This window comes from Algibacter marinivivus (genome assembly GCF_003143755.1).
Taxonomy (GTDB): domain Bacteria; phylum Bacteroidota; class Bacteroidia; order Flavobacteriales; family Flavobacteriaceae; genus Algibacter_B; species Algibacter_B marinivivus.
Genome location: NZ_QFRI01000001.1, coordinates 1,262,810 through 1,279,553 on the forward strand (window position 1 = coordinate 1,262,810; position 16,744 = coordinate 1,279,553).

Below are 16,744 nucleotides of genomic sequence, written 5' to 3' on the forward strand. Positions count from 1 at the left end.
AATACGATATGCTAAACTCAACGGTTTATTGATAACTGAATACTGCGACTGAAAACTGTTTACTGAATAGATGGATACTAAAGAATTACTAAAAAAAGTACGTAAGATAGAGATTAAGACACGCCGTTTGTCTGATCATATTTTTGGAGGAGAATATCATTCTACTTTCAAAGGACGTGGTATGACTTTTAGTGAAGTGCGCCAATATCAATTTGGAGATGATGTTAGGAATATTGATTGGAATGTTACTGCGCGTTACAACGAACCTTATGTAAAAGTTTTTGAAGAAGAACGCGAACTTACCATGATGCTTATGGTAGATGTTTCGGGTTCTGAATTATTTGGGACAGAGCAGCAATTTAAAAACGAGGTAGTTACAGAAATTGCCGCAACATTAGCGTTTTCAGCAACACAGAATAATGATAAAATTGGTCTCATTTTATTTTCAGACCAAGTAGAATTATACATACCACCTAAAAAAGGGCGTTCGCACGTGCTTCGTATTATTCGTGAGTTAATCGAATTTCAACCTGAAAGCAGACAAACCAATTTAGCCGAAGCTTTAAAATTTATGCAAAACGTCATGAAAAAGAAGGCTATTGTATTTGTATTGTCTGATTTTATAGCGGATGATTATCATCAAACCATGAAAATTGTTTCTGGTAAACACGATGTAACTGGAATTAGAGTGTATGATAAACGTGAAGAAGACATTCCAAACTTAGGCATGGTACAAATGCAAGATGAAGAAACTGGCGAGTTGATGCTAGTAAACACATCATCAAAAAAAGTACGACTTAATTATGGGAAATTCTACAGTCAAAAAGTAGATTATTATAAAGAAAGCTTCACTAAATCTGGTGCAGGTGCTATTGATTGTCGTGTAGACGAAAGCTATGTGAAAAAATTATTAGGGTATTTTAAAAGAAGGGGATAATCTAGTTAAAAGTTAAAAGTTAAAAGTTAAAAGTGATAAGAGATAAGTTTCAAAATATGAATTATAGTAAGAAGAAGATATTTATGATTAATCATAGGTGCTTTTTAGCTCTTACCTTCTTATTATTCACTTTTACTACTAAAGCTCAAGTTTCATCAACTATCGATTCAACTTCAATAAAAATTGGAGAACAAATTACTTACCATATTCAAGTTGAAGCAGACACTACAGATTTAGTTGTTTTTCCAGAGGGACAAACCTTTACGCCTCTAGAAATGATAGAATCCTATGATATTGATACGCTAAAGAAAACATCTAAAAGCGATAAATATAGCTTGATTAAAAAATATGGATTAACGCAATTCGATTCTGGTAAATACACCATTCCAAGGCAAAAAATTATAATTGGAGATAAAACGTTTTTTACTGATTCTTTAAAGGTTGAGGTTAATAATGTAGTTATTGATACTACTCAAGGTCTTTACGATATCAAACCCATTATTGCTGTTGACAAAAAAGGAAGTGATTGGTGGAAATACCTATTGCTTACATTATTGATTATTGGGGCAGTTGCTTTTTTATTATACTGGTTTATATGGCGAAAAAAGCCATTAACTGAAGAAGAAGAAATAGCATTATTACCACCCTATGATAGAGCAAAATTGGCTTTACAAAAGTTAGATGAAAGACCATATCTTGAAAATGAAAATTTGAAAGATTACTATTCTGAGCTAACATTTATTATTAGAAAATACCTAGACGAAAAAGTATATGATCATGCCTTGGAAAGCACTACTGATGAATTGATTACAAGATTAAATTTACTTAAAGAAGGTAACCAAGTTGATTTGAGTAATGAAGATATCAAGAACTTAGAAAGTATTCTAAAACGTGCTGATTTAGTAAAATTTGCTAAATCTGCTCCAGATATTGAGTTAGCTAAAATTGATAGAAATACTATAGATATTGAAATTGATCATGTTAAAGAAGCATTACCTGAACCTACCGAAGAAGAAAAACTTCTAGACGAAAAATATAGAGAAGAGCAAGAGCGCAAAAAGAAACGAAAAAAGATTTGGTTAACGGTTGGAATTAGCATCTTTTTACTTTTAGCTACACTTACAGGGCTTTCTGTAAAATATGGTTTTGATTATGTGAAAGATACTATTATTGGTCATGATAGTAAGGAACTTTTAGAAGGCGATTGGGTAACAAGTGAATATGGGTTTCCTCCAGTTACTATTTCAACACCAGAAGTTTTGAAAAGAACAGCTGTACCTTTACCCGAAGAGTTAAAGGGTAAAATGGATATTACTACGTTTTCTTTTGAGCAAAAAAACAAACTAACAATAGTTATTTCAACTACTGTTTTAGCTCAAAAATTAGATAGTTTAGATATTGGTAAAGCCATAGAAGGGAATCTTAAGGTAATTGAAAATAATGGAGGTAGAAATATAATTACAAAAAATGAAAAATTTGTAACACCAAACGGAGCTGAAGGAATAAAAACGTTTGGATCCTTAGAATACCCAATAGAAAATACAGAAAACTTCATCAATGGTAAGTATACTTCATTAAGTTTTACTGCTGAAAATAAAGTGATGCAACAAATAATTATTACATGGAGACAAAATGATGTTTATGCAGACCAAATGGTAGAACGTATTTTAAATTCAGTTGAACTAAAACCAGCAGAAGAATAATGTTTGAAGGGATTGAATTTGTAAATAAAGAATTTTTCTGGTTGTTGTTAGCGCTTCCTTTGGCTATACTTTGGTATATTTTTAAGAATAAAAAGCAAACAGCAGAACTTAAAATATCAAGTCTAAAAGGCTTTAAAGTCACTAAGTCTTGGTTGCCAAAATTAAGACCTGTTTTGTTTGTGCTAAGGCTACTCGTTTTAGGGCTACTTATTATGGCATTAGCAAGACCTCAATCTGTAGATGTGTCTACCAAAACAAAAACAACGCGTGGTATCGATATTGTTATGGCAATTGATGTTTCAGCAAGTATGTTGGCTAAAGATTTATCACCAAATAGACTTGAAGCATTAAAAAAAGTTGCTTCAGAGTTTATTAAAGGTAGACCCAACGACAGAATTGGTTTGGTAGAATACGCAGGTGAAAGCTATACAAAAACTCCAATTACGAGTGATAAAGCTATTGTACTTCGATCACTTAGAAGTATTAGATATAACACAATTATTGAAGGAGGAACGGCTATAGGTATGGGTTTAGCTACCTCAGTAAATAGATTAAAAGATAGTAAAGCGTCAAGTAAAGTGATTATTCTTCTAACGGATGGTGTAAATAATTCTGGTTTTATAGATCCAAAAATTGCAAGTGAGTTAGCTGTTGAATATGGTATAAAAGCTTATACAATTGGTTTGGGAACAAACGGAATGGCATTATCACCGGTTGGTATTTTATCAAATGGAAATTTTCAATATGGAAGAATTCAAGTAGAGATAGATGAAGATTTACTAAAAGAAATCGCTGAGGTAACAGGAGGAAAATATTTTAGAGCCACCAACAACAAGAAGCTTGAAGAGATTTATGATGAAATAAATAAACTTGAAAAAACAGAAATAGAAGAATTTAAATATTACAATTACGAAGAAAAGTACCGTCCATTAGTAATTTTAGCAGGCTTGTTATTGCTAATTGAATTACTGTTGCGCTATACTATTTTTAGAAGTTTTGTTTAAAAACTAAACAAAAAAATGTATCAATTAGAAGAAAAAATATGGTTTTGGGTATTAGCGATTATTCCAGTAATAATTCTACTCTTTTTGGTGCTTCAGTTTTGGAGATATAAAACACAAAAAAGGTTTGCAGATGCCGCATTACTTAAAAGGTTAAGTCCTAATAGATCTATATTTAAATCAGTTTTAAAAGTTGTTGTTTTAAGTTTAGCATTCTTTTGTTTAGCTATTGCTCTAGTAAATCCAAAGATTGGAACCAAGTTGGAAACAGTAAAACGTGAAGGCGTAGATATTGTTTTTGCAGTTGATGTTTCTAAAAGTATGTTGGCTGAAGATATTGCTCCAAACCGTTTAGAAAAATCGAAACAGTTAGTTACTCAAATCATCAATAATTTAGCTAGTGATCGAGTTGGAATTATAGCTTACGCAGGAAAAGCATTTCCACAACTACCAATTACAACAGATTATGCTTCTGCAAAAATGTTTTTACAAAGCATGAATACTGATATGTTATCCTCACAAGGAACAGCAATTAATGAGGCCATCAAATTAGCAAGAACTTATTTTGATGACGAAGAGCAGACCAATCGTGTTTTAATCATTATTTCAGATGGTGAAGACCATAGTGAGCAGGCAGCTATTGTAGCAGAAGAGGCAAGTGAAGAAGGTATTAGAATTTTTACTATTGGTGTTGGAGATGTAAAAGGCGGTCCTATTCCAGAAAAACGTAACGGAGTTGTCTTAAATTATAAAAAAGATAGCCAAGGCGAAACTGTAATAACCAAGTTAAATGAAGAAACACTTCAGAATATTGCATCTGAAGCTAATGGCGCATATATTAACGGAAAAATAACAAAAGATGTAGTTGCTAATATCCGTGAGATATTAAATGCTATGGATAAAACAGAGTTTGAAGCTAAAGAGTTTGCTGATTTTAAAGATCAGTTTCAATGGTTTTTAGGTTTTGGAATTTTCTTTTTATTAATCGATATTTTTCTATTAGAAAGAAAAACTGCGTGGTTGAAAAAGTTAGATTTATTTAATGAGAACTTTTAATTAAAATTGAATATCATCTTCAATAATGATGAAATAAAAAGAATTTTACATTGAAAGCACATTTTGAAGTAAAACGAAAGGGATTAATTTTATAAAATATTTAACGAACAAAATAAACTAGGTTTTATAATTTAGAAATAAAAATGAAGCATATAATATTATTCTTACTAATGTTATCATCGATATTTTCTTTTTCTCAAGAAGAAAATAAAGAACTATTATTAGCCGAAAAAAAAGCTAATAATTTTGTGTATGAGGGTAATGAATTAATTGAAAATGAGGATTTTGTTTCAGCTGAAATGGAGTATAGAAAAGCCATTTCAAAACATCCAACTATAATTGCAGGAGCATATAACTTAGGTACGTCATATTTTAAAAGTGGCAATCTAGATGAAGCACTTTATCGTTTAGAACAAGCAACTGAAACTGCCAGTTCAAAAGCTGAGAAACACAAAGCGTTTCACAATATTGGAAATATTTTAATGCAAAATAAAAAGTGTAAAGAAGCTGTTGAAGCCTATAAAAGCGCATTGAGAAATAACCCTTCAGATGATGAAACACGATACAATTTGAGTGTTGCAAAAATTTGTGCAGAGGAACAACAAAAAGAGGAGGATAAAAATAAAGACGATAAAAAAGACGATCAAGACAAAAAGGACGAAAACAAAGAAAATCAAGATAATAAAGAAAACCAGGATAAAAAAGATAAAGACAAAGACGGAGAAGATAAAGAAGACAAAAAGGACGAAGGAGATCAAGAAAAGAAGGAAGGCGAAGATGAAAAAGATGAAGACGGTAAGCCTAAGGATGAACAAAAGGATAAAGGAAAGGGTGATGAAGACAAGAAAAAGGAGCAACAAAAACCAAAGCCTCAACCCGGACAATTATCGCCTCAGCAAATAAAGAATTTGTTAGAAGCCATGAATAATCAAGAACAAAAGGTTCAAGAAAAAATGAACGCTGAAAAGCAAAAAGGCGTTAAGATAAAGACGGATAAAGACTGGTAAAATAAGATTGAAGTAAGAAGACGGAAGCTAGAAGACAATGCAATTACAAAAACACATAACCATCATTTTATTTATACTTACAGCAAGTATGACATTTGCTCAGGTTAAGTTTGATGCTAAAGTGAGTAAAAATAAACTAGGAGTAAACGAGCGTTTACGTGTTGATTTTGAAATGAATCAAGATGGAGATAATTTCAACCCACCAAGTTTTACTGGATTTACAGTTGTTGGTGGCCCAAATCAATCAGTAAGTAATTCGTGGATTAATGGTAAACGATCTTTTAAAAAAACCTATACTTATTTTTTATCGCCAAAAAAGCGTGGAGTATTTACCATTTCTCAGGCTACAATCAATATAGGAGGAGAAACCTATAAAACAACGCCTGTAAAAATTCAAGTTACTGCTGCCGTAGATATTCCTAAAGACCCTAATGATCCAAAGTATTTAGCGTCACAAAATATTCATTTAGTAGCTGAGGTTTCCAAATCGAATCCATATCTTAATGAAGCCATAACTGTAGTGTATAAGCTCTATGTTTCTCCTAAAATTGCAGTTGATAATTGGAATGAAATAGATACACCAAGATATAATGATTTTTGGAGCCAGAATATAAATACTCAAGGTCAAAAGGTTCAAAACGGAACTTATAAAGGTGAAGATTATCGATTTTTAGTACTCAGAAAAACAGTTTTATATCCACAAAAAACAGGGAAATTAAACATCGAGCCATTAACTTTGGATCTTTCAATGCGTGTGCCTTCTAATAGGAGAGACATTTTTGGAAGTTTATTAATGACGAGAGTTAATAGAACGGTTTCGGCAGGTAATAAAACCATTAATGTAAAAGCATTACCAGAAGCAGGAAAACCTGTGGATTTTACAGGAGCCGTTGGAGATTTTTCATTAGATGTAACATCTTCAAAAACAGAGCTTGATGCTACAGAATCTCTTCAAGTAAAAGTTAATGTAAAAGGGAAAGGAAATTTAAAATTATTTAAACTCCCAAAAATCTCATTACCAAGTTCTTTAGAAGTTTATGAGCCAGAACATAAAGAAAATGTTAGAACTAATCTGGCTGGAATGCAAGGAAATATTTCAGACAGTTATACTGTTGTACCTCAATATAAAGGTAAATATCCAATACCTAGTATTTCATTTTCTTATTTTGATTTAAAAACAGAGAGTTACAAAAGATTAACATCAGATGAAATAGTTATTAATGTTTTAAACGGACCATCTAATGTAACATCTTCAGAAAGCAATACAGTTTCTAATAATGCCAACAAACAAGCCGTTATTTTAAACAGTGATCAGTTTGCATTTATTAAAACAAAAACGAGTTTTTCACCAATTAAGGTAAATCATTTTTTTAAGACTAATTTATTTTGGAGTCTCCTAGTATTACCATTTTTGGTAATTCCTTTGGCTATTTTTATTCGTAAAAAGAAAGCCACTAGGGATGCAGACGTATATGGAAACAAAATCAGGAAAGCGAACAAGTTAGCTCGTAAATATTTAGGTAGTGCCAAAAAATCACTTGGAAAAAAAGAAGCATTTTATATCGCTTTAGAAAAAGCATTACACAACTATTTAAAGGCGAAATTGCATATTGAAACAAGTGATTTAAGTAAGGATAAAATCAATAGTCTATTAAAAGAAAAAGGTGTTGAAGATTCTGTTATAAGAGATTTCGCAAGTATTTTAGAAAACTGTGAATTGGCACGTTATACACCTATCGATATTGTAACCATGCAAGAGGATTATGATAAAGCTGCGAAAACTATTTCATTAATTGATAAACAAGCGCGTTAATATGAAACAGATATTTTACATACTATTGTTTTTATTCAGTTTTGGGATTTTTGCGCAAAATAATGCTTTATTTGAAAAGGCTAATGCGCTTTATAATGAAGGTAAATACGCTGAGGCTATTGATAATTATCAAATGATTTTAGATTCAGAAAAGCATTCAGCAGACTTATATTTTAATTTAGCCAACGCACATTATAAACTTAATAATATTGCACCAAGTATTTATTATTATGAAAAGGCATTATTGTTAAATCATGATGACTCAGATATTAAAAACAATATTGCTTTTGCTAAAAACATGACTATTGACGCAATTGATGTTGTTCCAGATGCAGGGTTTTCAAAACTGTTAAATACAACAACTCATAAAATGTCTTTTGATCAATGGGCAAAAACTTCAGTAGCTTTTGTTTTCTGTTTTGTTGCATTGTTTTTATTTTATTATTTCGCTTATTCAACTTTAAATAAGCGTTTATCTTTTATTGGAAGTATAGCTGCTTTAATATTAGTCTTTATAACGTTAGCTTTTGCTTTTCATAAGTTTAATTTAGATAAACAAGATAATCCAGCGATTATTTTTGCTCAAGAAAGTAAAATAAAAAGTGATCCAAACAACAGAAGTGAAGAACTTTTTAGATTGCACGAAGGTACTAAAGTTCAAATACTTGAAGCTTATGAAGATTGGAAAAAGATAGAGCTTTCCGATGGAAAAGTAGGTTGGGTTTTATCAGATGAGATTAAATCGTTGAAGATAAATTAATTGTATTTGAACATATATTAATATATTTACTTTTTAAACAAGAAAAATGTATAGAAGTATAGTTTCAGTTTTCTTATCAGTAATGTTTTTGGCGTTTTTAATAGCGCCAACCGTTATTATATTAATTGATAACAAGGTTGATGTATCTATATTCTATACCTGTAATGAAGAGGAGGAAAAAAAAGGGCAAGAAAAAGAGAAGGATAAGGAGTTACTGTGTTATGAGTTTTTAAAGTCTATACATTACATAGATCTAAATGAAACAGAACTTGATTTGGCATATTTCTCTAAAAAGTATAAAAAGCCTCATTTATACCTTATCTCTCCTCCACCAGAATTAATATAGCTTTTTTATTGGCCTAAGTGGTCTAAAATCATTTCTTTTTAATTGCTTTTGATATTTTTATATCACAAGCAAAACTTAAATTATTATTATGTTTAAATATATTAAAAACGACTTGCCAGCGAGTATAGTTGTATTTTTTGTGGCACTACCATTATGTTTAGGTATTGCATTAGCAAGTGGAGCTCCACTTTTTTCAGGATTAATTGCAGGTATTATTGGTGGTATTGTTGTCGGGTCATTAAGTGGGTCTAATATTGGTGTAAGTGGTCCTGCTGCTGGTTTAGCGGCAATTGTACTTACTGCTATTGGTGCTTTAGGCGGATATCAAAACTTCTTGGTAGCTGTAGTTATTGGAGGTGCTATTCAATTATTACTTGGGTTTTTAAGAGCAGGTATTATTGGATACTATTTTCCTTCTTCGGTTATAAAAGGTATGCTTACTGGTATTGGTATTATTATTATTTTGAAACAAATCCCTCACTTTTTTGGTATGGATGAGGACCCTCAAGGCGATTTTGCATTTCTGCAAATAGATGGTGAAAACACATTAACTGAACTTTTAAAGGCTATTAATGCATTAATTAGTGGTAATGTTAGTATGGGCGCGACTATCATCGCTATAATAGCGATGGCTATTTTACTATTATGGTCTAACGTTTTGAGTAATAAAGGAAAAATATTTCAACTTGTACAAGGGCCTTTAGTTGCTGTGGTAGTAGGTATCATTTTTTATGTTACAACTAAAGGAGGGTCACTTGGTATAACGGACAATCACTTAGTTTCTGTACCTGTTCCAGAAGATTTCGATAGTTTTTTAGGTCAATTTAGTTTTCCAAACTTTTCAGCAATAACTAGAATGGATGTTTGGATAACAGGGTTTACGATTGCCATAGTGGCTTCACTTGAAACCTTGTTATGTGTAGAAGCTACGGATAAATTAGATCCGCACAAAAATGTAACGCCTACTAACAGAGAGTTATTGGCACAAGGAACAGGTAATATAATTTCTGGTTTTATTGGAGGTTTACCAATTACACAAGTAATTGTTAGAAGTTCTGCAAATATTCAGTCTGGAGGGCGAACAAAAATGTCTGCCATCATTCATGGGTTTTTCTTATTAATTTCAGTAATACTAATACCTAAACTTTTAAACATGATTCCGTTATCTGTGTTAGCAGCGGTATTATTTATTGTAGGTTTTAAACTAGCAAAACCATCAACCTTTAAAACAATGTTTAGTTTAGGTTGGAAACAATGGGTACCTTTTATTGTAACAATTTTAGGAATTGTATTTATCGATTTACTTTGGGGTATTGGTTTAGGTCTTGCTGTTGGTATTGTTGTGATATTAATTAAAAGTTTTCAAAATTCTCATTTCTTACACATAGAAGGAGAAGATGTTGATGATGGAAAAATAAAAATGACACTTGCAGAAGAGGTAACATTTTTTAATAAAGGTGCAATTCTTAAAGAATTAGATAGTTTACCTCATGATTCATTTTTAGAATTAGATGTTAGAAAAACCAGATACTTAGATAATGATATTATTGAAATTCTTGAAGACTTTGCTTTTAAAGCAAAAGAAAGAAATATTGATATAAGATTAGTGTCAGAGCGAGGTATTGTTGAAAATCCACATAGTTATATAGAGTTTTTCAAACTGGATAAACCAAAGAAATAACATAATTTAATAAGATATTGAAGCAAATATTTTCTAATATAAAAGGAGATGCTTTTGGAGGGATTACAGCTGGAATAATAGCACTTCCGCTAGCTCTTGCATTTGGTGTTTCATCAGGTTTAGGTCCAGCAGCGGGTTTATATGGTGCAATATTTATAAGTTTTTTTGCAGCACTTTTTGGAGGAACTAATACCCAAATCTCAGGACCAACAGCACCAATGACAGCTGTAAGTATGGTTGTAATTGCAAGTATTATAGCAGCAAATAATGGCAACATAACTCAAGCTTTACCCATAATACTTACAGTATTCCTGTTAGCTGGTTTATTACAAATAGGATTGGGTTTTATGGGTTTAGGAAAATATATAAAATATATTCCTTACCCTGTAGTTTCTGGATTCATGACAGCTATTGGAGTTATAATCTTAGTTACTCAAATTCTACCATCTATTGGGTATTATTCAAAAGAAGATAGTGAGTATGTAGATAGGTTTAAGCCTCAAGTTGAACAAGTTATTTTTGATAGAAGTATAAATGAAATAAAGACCAAGAAACAAAATGATGCGTTGAACCTAAACGACTATAATAGTGTTGTATCAAGAGTAGGTGAAATTGACGATTTAGATGTTTTAAGTGAATCAAAAATCCTTGCAGCTAGAGAAGCTTCGGGAGTATGGGGTACTCTAAAAATATTACCTCGAGCGCTTCAAAACATCAACTGGCTTGAACTTCTTTTAGCTTTAGGAACCATCATAATCATTTATGGGTTTAAAAAAATAACAAAAGCAGTTCCTAGTACACTAGTAGCTTTAATTGTAATGTCTTCAATAGCAGTACTGTGTAATTTTGATTATAAACAGATTGAAGAAATCCCTAGTGGCTTGCCAATACCAAATTTAGAAATTTTCACAGGTTTTCAACTTAAAAATATAACCCCTTACATCTTTACAGCATTAACATTAGCTTTATTAGGAGCTATAGATTCTTTACTTACAAGTGTTGTTGCCGATAATATGACTAAAACCAAGCATAAACCAAATAAAGAACTTATAGGTCAGGGAATAGGTAACAGTATAGCATCTGTATTTGGAGGCATTCCGGGTGCTGGGGCTACAATAAGAACTGTAATAAATATTTCTTCTGGAGGTAAAACCAAGTTATCTGGAATGATAGCAAGTTTATTACTTTTAGTTATTTTACTAGGTTTAGGCCCTATTGCATCTAAGATTCCAGCAGCTGTGCTTTCAGGAATTCTTATAACAGTAGGTATTGGAGTTATGGATTATAAAGGCTTAAAAGCTATACCAAGTTTACCAAAAGATATTTCTGTTGGTCCTATAAAATTAAGCTCAGAAGTACTCATTATGTTTGTAGTACTCATACTTTCAACATTTTGGAATTTAGTTTATGCTGTAGGTATTGGCTTAGTATTAGCATCCTTAATTTTTATGAAGAAAGCTGGGGATATGCTAGGTAAAAAATCAACAGTAAAACAGTTAAAAGAAACCCCTTGGGAAGACGAATTAAGTTTTCCTAATAATTTAAAAGAAGAGGTTTTTATCAAACACATTAACGGGCCTTTGTTTTTTGGATCTACTGGAGATTTTTTACAACTTAAATCTCAGCTACCTGAATCTGCTAAAACAGTAATATTAAGGTTAGATAAAATGGAGTATATGGATCAATCGGGTCTATATGCTATGGAAGATATGCTTTATGATCTTACTAAAAATGAAGAGCAAATACTATTTGTTGGCTTGCAAGAGCAACCAAGATATATGATGGAAAGAATAGATATAATTCCAGATTTAGTTCCAGAAAAACAAATATTTGACACTTTTAATCAGTGTATGGAATGGGTTAAACAAAATATAAAAAACAATTAATTATACTAAAAATAAAAATTATGAAAAATATAGCAATCACTAAAGATGTACAAACAAGTCTATCTCCTTCAAATGTTTTAGACGATTTATTAGATGGAAATAAAAGATTTGTAAATAATAATATGCAAGCAGTTGATAATTCTGCTTTGGTATCGCAAACTGTGGGCGGACAATTTCCAAAAGCAGTAGTGCTTTCTTGCATCGATTCTAGAGTTCCTGTAGAAACTGTTTTAGACCAAGCTATTGGAGATGTTTTTGTTGCTAGAGTAGCTGGTAATTTTGAAAATACTGATATTTTAGGAAGCTTAGAATACTCATGTAAAGTAGCTGGTAGTAAATTAATTTTGGTTCTAGGTCATGAAAGTTGTGGGGCTGTAAAAGCTGCTTGTGATGGCGTAGAACTTGGTAATATTACAGATATGTTAGCAAACATTTTACCAGCTGTAAAACAAAGTTCTGATGAGGTTGATGGTGAATTGAACTCATCAAATAAAACATTTGTAGCAAAAACAGTTGAGAACAATGTAAAACTTACTATTGAACGTATTAGAGAGCGTAGCTCTATTCTGAAAGAAATGGAAGATGCAGGAGATATTAAAATTGTAGGCGGCGTATATATGTTATCTTCAGGAAAAGTAGAAATGCTTTAAAAAGCATTCATCTTTAATAAAATATTAAGCCACTTTTTAGTGGCTTTTTTTACGCCTCATTTTCTTCAGTAGAAGCATTTTCCTCATTAAGGTTTAATAAATTCGGAAAAATCATTGGTACCAGGGATTTTACAGGTTTGTAAAGCACAGAACTTTCTTTAGTATCATCATCTAAAAGCGTAATGGTATTATTAAGTTTATCAAAAACATTTAAAACTACACTTAAAATTAAGGCAATTTTTAAGGCTCCAAAAACTCCACCAGCCAATTTATTTATAATACCTAAAGCAGCAAAATTGGCTAACTTAGTTAATGCCTTTCCTGCAAGTCCAATAGCTAAAACGATGATGACAAAGGTTATAGCAAAAGCAGTAATATTAATAGTTTTTTCGTTCCACTCTGTTTTAGTCTGCAAAAAATCGGCAGCAAAATTACTAAAATGTATAGCGCCATAAACTCCTGCAACCAAAGCCACTAAAGAAGCAACTTCAACAAAAAGCCCTTTCATAAACCCACGTACAAGCCCAAATAAAATTAAAGCCCCTAAAACAATATCAATAACCCCCATAATTATCAGATTTTAAACAAATATAAAATAATACTAACACTTAGGTTTATTAACTTTGCATCTCAGAAATTATTATGGCAAGAGACGAACAATTAAAAGAACGCTGGCAATTGGTGGTAGAAAAACTATCCAATCAGTTTGCCGATGGCGACCCACTAGATTTGGATGCTATAATTTACCTTATTGGCGTACAAGAACTCGGGCAGTTGGATAGAACCTTTAAAAAAGACCAAAAGCTAGACCTCATGCACATAGCCATTTGCAAACTCCTTGCGCCTTATGGCTATTACGAGCTCGATTTTGTGGATGAAGACGGTTGGCCACACTACAAAACACTCGAAACCTTACCCCATTTAAAAGCAGGCGAACAAAGCGTTTTAATGAAGGAAGCCATTGTAAACTACTTTGTAGAAACTGAGTATATTAATTAAAATAATTTGGGCGTTACCACTAGGGTCGGGCTTTCGGTAGTCGCTTTTTTGTGTTGCATAGGTGCAACAACACAAAAAGAGCTTCAACAATACCTCAATCCCTAACGCAATTCACGTAAAAAATAGTAAATTTGCCTTCATTTTAGGATGTCATGATAGATAAGATAAACCAACTCATAGCAGAAGCAGAAGCATTCAAAGCCCAATCAAAAGAAGAGGTTGAAGCATTTCGTATAAAATATTTAGGAAAAAAGGGATTATTAAACGACTTTTTTGCCGAGTTTAAAAATGTAGCAAACGATCAGAAAAAAGAATTTGGTCAGACTATAAATAAACTTAAAAAAACGGCTGAAGAAAAGGTTAATGCTTTAAAAGAAGAGCTTGAAAGTAAAGAAGAAGTAAAAGGGGTTTATGGTGATTTATCTCGCCCAGGCGAACCCGTGCAAATTGGTGCGCGTCACCCTATTTCTATAGTAAAAAATCAAATAATAGATATTTTTTCTCGAATTGGATTTAATGTTAGTGAAGGTCCAGAAATTGAAGATGATTGGCATAACTTTACAGCTTTAAACTTACCAGAATATCATCCAGCTCGTGATATGCAGGATACGTTTTTTATTCAAACCAATCCAGATATATTATTACGTACTCACACCAGTTCTGTACAAGTACGCTATATGGAAAATAATAAACCGCCTATTAGAACCATTTCTCCGGGTAGAGTTTATAGAAACGAAGCAATATCAGCACGTTCTCATTGTTTTTTCCACCAAGTTGAAGGTTTGTATATTGATAAAGATGTGAGTTTTGCAGATTTAAAACAAACCCTTCAGCACTTTACAACTGAGATGTTTGGAAAAAGTAAAATTCGTTTACGTCCGTCATACTTCCCGTTTACAGAACCAAGTGCAGAAATTGATGTGTATTGGGGCTTAGAAACTGAAACAGATTACAAAATAACTAAAGGCACTGGTTGGTTAGAAATTGGTGGCTGTGGTATGGTAGACCCTAACGTACTTGAAAATTGTAAAATAGATACTGCTGAATATTCTGGTTTTGCATTTGGAGTAGGTATAGACCGTATTGCAATGCTTTTACATCAAATTGGTGATATTCGTTTATTAAGTGAGAATGATGTTAGGTTTTTGGAGCAGTTTAAAAGTTCACTTTAATTTTTTTTGTCATTCCGCACTTGATGCGGAATCCACTTTCAAACTTTAAATATAAAAAGATTTCTGCTTTCGCAGGAATGACAGATAATGAAAAAAGACATCCAAATCCCAAAAGTTGAAGACGTTTATATTGCCGTAGTAAACGAATACAACGCTATTTATAAAACTCAAGATTGGAATGCTTACATTATAAACGATAAAGCTGTTGATTTAGAGATGGTAATTATTGTGACTAGTGGCTATTCTGAAAACAAAACAACATCAGTTTTTAGAAAAAAAATAGATATGCTTCCTAAAAAAAGTTATGCTAAAATTGAATTGATGCAAGAAGAGTTATTTGCTTTAAATAACACGTTTAAAGTGTCCTTTTTTGAGGGGAATCAAATGTTTGACAAAACGTATTTGTTTAGAAAAAACACCATTAATTTAAAAGCGTTACAACCTTTGCCTTTAATGGAGGTTAAAGGTATTTTGGTAAAATAGAACTTTGGCAGATTTGCCCGTGTTAGGGATTATTCATTGGTTAATATTTTAGATTAATGAAATCATGAATGCTTTGCATTTGTAGTGGATAGCCCACAGCCCGACGTAGGAGGTGCGAGGACTTGTAACAGAAAGCCCGAACCCTTTTTGGGGTAACGCCCAAATAATTTTAATCTAACTTATCTGTTAACTTTTTAAATACCTTTTTAGGGTTTTTGTTTTCGTATAAAATCTCGAAAACGGCATTTATTATTGGAGTATCTGCCTTCTTTTCGTTATTGGTGTTAATTAAAAAAGCACTTTTTGTGGCGTAGTAACCTTCGGCAACCATATTCATTTCCATTTGGGCAGATTTAACAGTGTAACCTTTACCAATCATGTTTCCAAACATGCGATTTCTTGAAAATACCGAGTAGCCTGTTACCAATAAATCGCCTAAATAAGCTGAATTATTAATGTTGCGTTTCATTTTATGTACTTTTTTAATAAAACGTTTCATCTCTCGAATGGCGTTACTCATTAAAACACTTTGAAAATTATCGCCATAGCCTAAACCGTGGGCTATTCCTGCAGCAATAGCATAAATATTTTTAAGCATTACACCATATTCAACGCCTATAACATCGTCGCTAATTTTAGTTTTAATGTAGTCGCTAGATAAACTATTGGCTATGTGTTGCGCTTTCTCAGCATCCCAACACGAGATGGTTAAATAGGATAAACGCTCTAGAGCCACTTCCTCTGCATGACATGGGCCAGCAATAACAGCGATACTCTCAAAAGGTACTTTATAGTGTTCATTAAAATGCTCACCTACTAATAAACCAGTTTCTGGCACAATACCTTTAACGGCAGATACTATGGTTTTGTTTGTAATATCAATATTTAATTTTTCTAACTCCTTATAAATAAAAGCCGAAGGGATTACAAATATTAAAACATCAGTATAAGCTGCTGTTTCATTAATATCATTACTAATTTTTAGTTGTTTTATATTAAATTCAACTGAGCTTAAGTAACTTGGGTTATGCTCCTCTCTTAATATATGCTCTTTTATATAAACACTTCGCATATACCAACCAACTTCATCTAAATTTTCGCAAAGCATTTTTACAATGGCTGTTGCCCAACTTCCTGCACCAAAAACCGCATATTTTAAAGGTTTATCCATAGATTTTAAATCTTTTACTATTTCAAAAATACGGAAAATATAAGGGATTATAAAGTGTTGAAATATAGGTTGTTTCTTT

General features: G+C 32.0%; 16 protein-coding genes. 14 read left to right on the forward strand and 2 right to left on the reverse strand.

Translation table 11 applies throughout. The annotated features are described in order from the left end of the window. The first annotated feature begins 70 nt into the window (after positions 1-70). The 11 genes from DIS18_RS05800 (at position 71) to DIS18_RS05850 (ending at position 12,840) form a co-directional block, all read left to right on the forward strand. Positions 71-937 (forward strand): DUF58 domain-containing protein, encoded by an 867-nt coding sequence (locus tag DIS18_RS05800; RefSeq protein ID WP_109352064.1) that lies wholly within the window; start codon positions 71-73, stop codon positions 935-937. 83 nt (positions 938-1,020) lie between these two features. Beyond that, on the forward strand, positions 1,021-2,640 hold the full coding sequence (locus DIS18_RS05805; protein WP_425428173.1) for a BatD family protein: 1,620 nt from the start codon (positions 1,021-1,023) through the stop codon (positions 2,638-2,640). Continuing rightward, positions 2,640-3,644: a vWA domain-containing protein gene (locus DIS18_RS05810; protein ID WP_109352066.1), complete on the forward strand. Its 1,005-nt coding sequence runs from the start codon at positions 2,640-2,642 to the stop codon at positions 3,642-3,644. The genes DIS18_RS05805 and DIS18_RS05810 overlap by 1 nt, the downstream gene beginning before the upstream one ends. 15 nt (positions 3,645-3,659) lie before the next feature. Next, complete coding sequence (locus DIS18_RS05815; RefSeq protein ID WP_109352067.1) at positions 3,660-4,697, forward strand: vWA domain-containing protein; 1,038 nt, start codon at positions 3,660-3,662, stop codon at positions 4,695-4,697. A 143-nt stretch (positions 4,698-4,840) separates the two neighbouring features. Next, positions 4,841-5,704 (forward strand): tetratricopeptide repeat protein, encoded by an 864-nt coding sequence (locus DIS18_RS05820; RefSeq protein WP_109352068.1) that lies wholly within the window; start codon positions 4,841-4,843, stop codon positions 5,702-5,704. A 37-nt stretch (positions 5,705-5,741) separates the two neighbouring features. Further along, positions 5,742-7,517 carry a BatD family protein gene (locus tag DIS18_RS05825; protein ID WP_109352069.1) on the forward strand — a complete coding sequence of 592 codons (1,776 nt, stop codon included), beginning with the start codon at positions 5,742-5,744 and terminating at the stop codon, positions 7,515-7,517. Between the two features lies 1 nt (position 7,518). After that, on the forward strand, positions 7,519-8,277 hold the full coding sequence (locus DIS18_RS05830; RefSeq protein ID WP_109352070.1) for a tetratricopeptide repeat protein: 759 nt from the start codon (positions 7,519-7,521) through the stop codon (positions 8,275-8,277). Between the two features lie 46 nt (positions 8,278-8,323). Beyond that, positions 8,324-8,623, forward strand: a complete 300-nt coding sequence (locus DIS18_RS05835; protein WP_109352071.1) for a hypothetical protein — start codon at positions 8,324-8,326, stop codon at positions 8,621-8,623. Between the two features lie 88 nt (positions 8,624-8,711). Next, a complete protein-coding gene (locus DIS18_RS05840; protein ID WP_109352072.1) occupies positions 8,712-10,304 on the forward strand; it encodes a SulP family inorganic anion transporter in 1,593 nt (530 codons plus the stop codon). Positions 10,305-10,321: 17 nt separating this feature from the next. Continuing rightward, positions 10,322-12,190 (forward strand): SulP family inorganic anion transporter, encoded by a 1,869-nt coding sequence (locus tag DIS18_RS05845; RefSeq protein ID WP_109352073.1) that lies wholly within the window; start codon positions 10,322-10,324, stop codon positions 12,188-12,190. A 20-nt stretch (positions 12,191-12,210) separates the two neighbouring features. Next, positions 12,211-12,840 (forward strand): carbonic anhydrase family protein, encoded by a 630-nt coding sequence (locus DIS18_RS05850; RefSeq protein ID WP_109352074.1) that lies wholly within the window; start codon positions 12,211-12,213, stop codon positions 12,838-12,840. Between the two features lie 49 nt (positions 12,841-12,889). Here the strand turns inward: DIS18_RS05850 and DIS18_RS05855 are convergent, their stop codons facing one another. Further along, the gene (locus tag DIS18_RS05855) at positions 12,890-13,408 is read right to left on the reverse strand and encodes a CvpA family protein (protein WP_109352075.1); all 519 of its coding nucleotides are present in this window, start codon (positions 13,406-13,408) and stop codon (positions 12,890-12,892) included. A gap of 74 nt (positions 13,409-13,482) precedes the next feature. Between DIS18_RS05855 and DIS18_RS05860 the strand changes: the two genes are divergently transcribed. From DIS18_RS05860 to DIS18_RS05870, 3 genes are all read left to right on the forward strand, one after another. After that, positions 13,483-13,839 carry a hypothetical protein gene (locus DIS18_RS05860; protein ID WP_109352076.1) on the forward strand — a complete coding sequence of 119 codons (357 nt, stop codon included), beginning with the start codon at positions 13,483-13,485 and terminating at the stop codon, positions 13,837-13,839. Positions 13,840-13,991: 152 nt separating this feature from the next. Further along, positions 13,992-15,011 carry a phenylalanine--tRNA ligase subunit alpha gene (pheS, locus tag DIS18_RS05865; RefSeq protein ID WP_109352077.1) on the forward strand — a complete coding sequence of 340 codons (1,020 nt, stop codon included), beginning with the start codon at positions 13,992-13,994 and terminating at the stop codon, positions 15,009-15,011. 87 nt (positions 15,012-15,098) lie between these two features. After that, positions 15,099-15,494, forward strand: coding sequence for a hypothetical protein (locus tag DIS18_RS05870; RefSeq protein ID WP_109352078.1), 396 nt, complete (start codon positions 15,099-15,101; stop codon positions 15,492-15,494). 169 nt (positions 15,495-15,663) lie between these two features. Here DIS18_RS05870 and DIS18_RS05875 read toward each other — a convergent pair whose 3' ends face one another. Continuing rightward, the gene (locus DIS18_RS05875) at positions 15,664-16,665 is read right to left on the reverse strand and encodes an NAD(P)H-dependent glycerol-3-phosphate dehydrogenase (RefSeq protein WP_109352598.1); all 1,002 of its coding nucleotides are present in this window, start codon (positions 16,663-16,665) and stop codon (positions 15,664-15,666) included. Positions 16,666-16,744: the final 79 nt, after the last annotated feature.

Excerpts from the sequence above, each read along its gene's own strand:
- DIS18_RS05800 (WP_109352064.1), top strand. The coding sequence starts at position 71 with ATGGATACTAAAGAATTACTAAAAAAAGTACGTAAGATAGAGATTAAG.
- DIS18_RS05805 (WP_425428173.1), top strand. The coding sequence starts at position 1,021 with ATGATTAATCATAGGTGCTTTTTAGCTCTTACCTTCTTATTATTCACT.
- DIS18_RS05810 (WP_109352066.1), top strand. The coding sequence starts at position 2,640 with ATGTTTGAAGGGATTGAATTTGTAAATAAAGAATTTTTCTGGTTGTTG.
- DIS18_RS05815 (WP_109352067.1), top strand. The coding sequence starts at position 3,660 with ATGTATCAATTAGAAGAAAAAATATGGTTTTGGGTATTAGCGATTATT.
- DIS18_RS05820 (WP_109352068.1), top strand. The coding sequence starts at position 4,841 with ATGAAGCATATAATATTATTCTTACTAATGTTATCATCGATATTTTCT.
- DIS18_RS05825 (WP_109352069.1), top strand. The coding sequence starts at position 5,742 with ATGCAATTACAAAAACACATAACCATCATTTTATTTATACTTACAGCA.
- DIS18_RS05830 (WP_109352070.1), top strand. The coding sequence starts at position 7,519 with ATGAAACAGATATTTTACATACTATTGTTTTTATTCAGTTTTGGGATT.
- DIS18_RS05835 (WP_109352071.1), top strand. The coding sequence starts at position 8,324 with ATGTATAGAAGTATAGTTTCAGTTTTCTTATCAGTAATGTTTTTGGCG.
- DIS18_RS05840 (WP_109352072.1), top strand. The coding sequence starts at position 8,712 with ATGTTTAAATATATTAAAAACGACTTGCCAGCGAGTATAGTTGTATTT.
- DIS18_RS05850 (WP_109352074.1), top strand. The coding sequence starts at position 12,211 with ATGAAAAATATAGCAATCACTAAAGATGTACAAACAAGTCTATCTCCT.
- DIS18_RS05855 (WP_109352075.1), bottom strand. The coding sequence starts at position 13,408 with ATGGGGGTTATTGATATTGTTTTAGGGGCTTTAATTTTATTTGGGCTT.
- DIS18_RS05860 (WP_109352076.1), top strand. The coding sequence starts at position 13,483 with ATGGCAAGAGACGAACAATTAAAAGAACGCTGGCAATTGGTGGTAGAA.
- pheS (WP_109352077.1), top strand. The coding sequence starts at position 13,992 with ATGATAGATAAGATAAACCAACTCATAGCAGAAGCAGAAGCATTCAAA.
- DIS18_RS05870 (WP_109352078.1), top strand. The coding sequence starts at position 15,099 with ATGAAAAAAGACATCCAAATCCCAAAAGTTGAAGACGTTTATATTGCC.
- DIS18_RS05875 (WP_109352598.1), bottom strand. The coding sequence starts at position 16,665 with ATGGATAAACCTTTAAAATATGCGGTTTTTGGTGCAGGAAGTTGGGCA.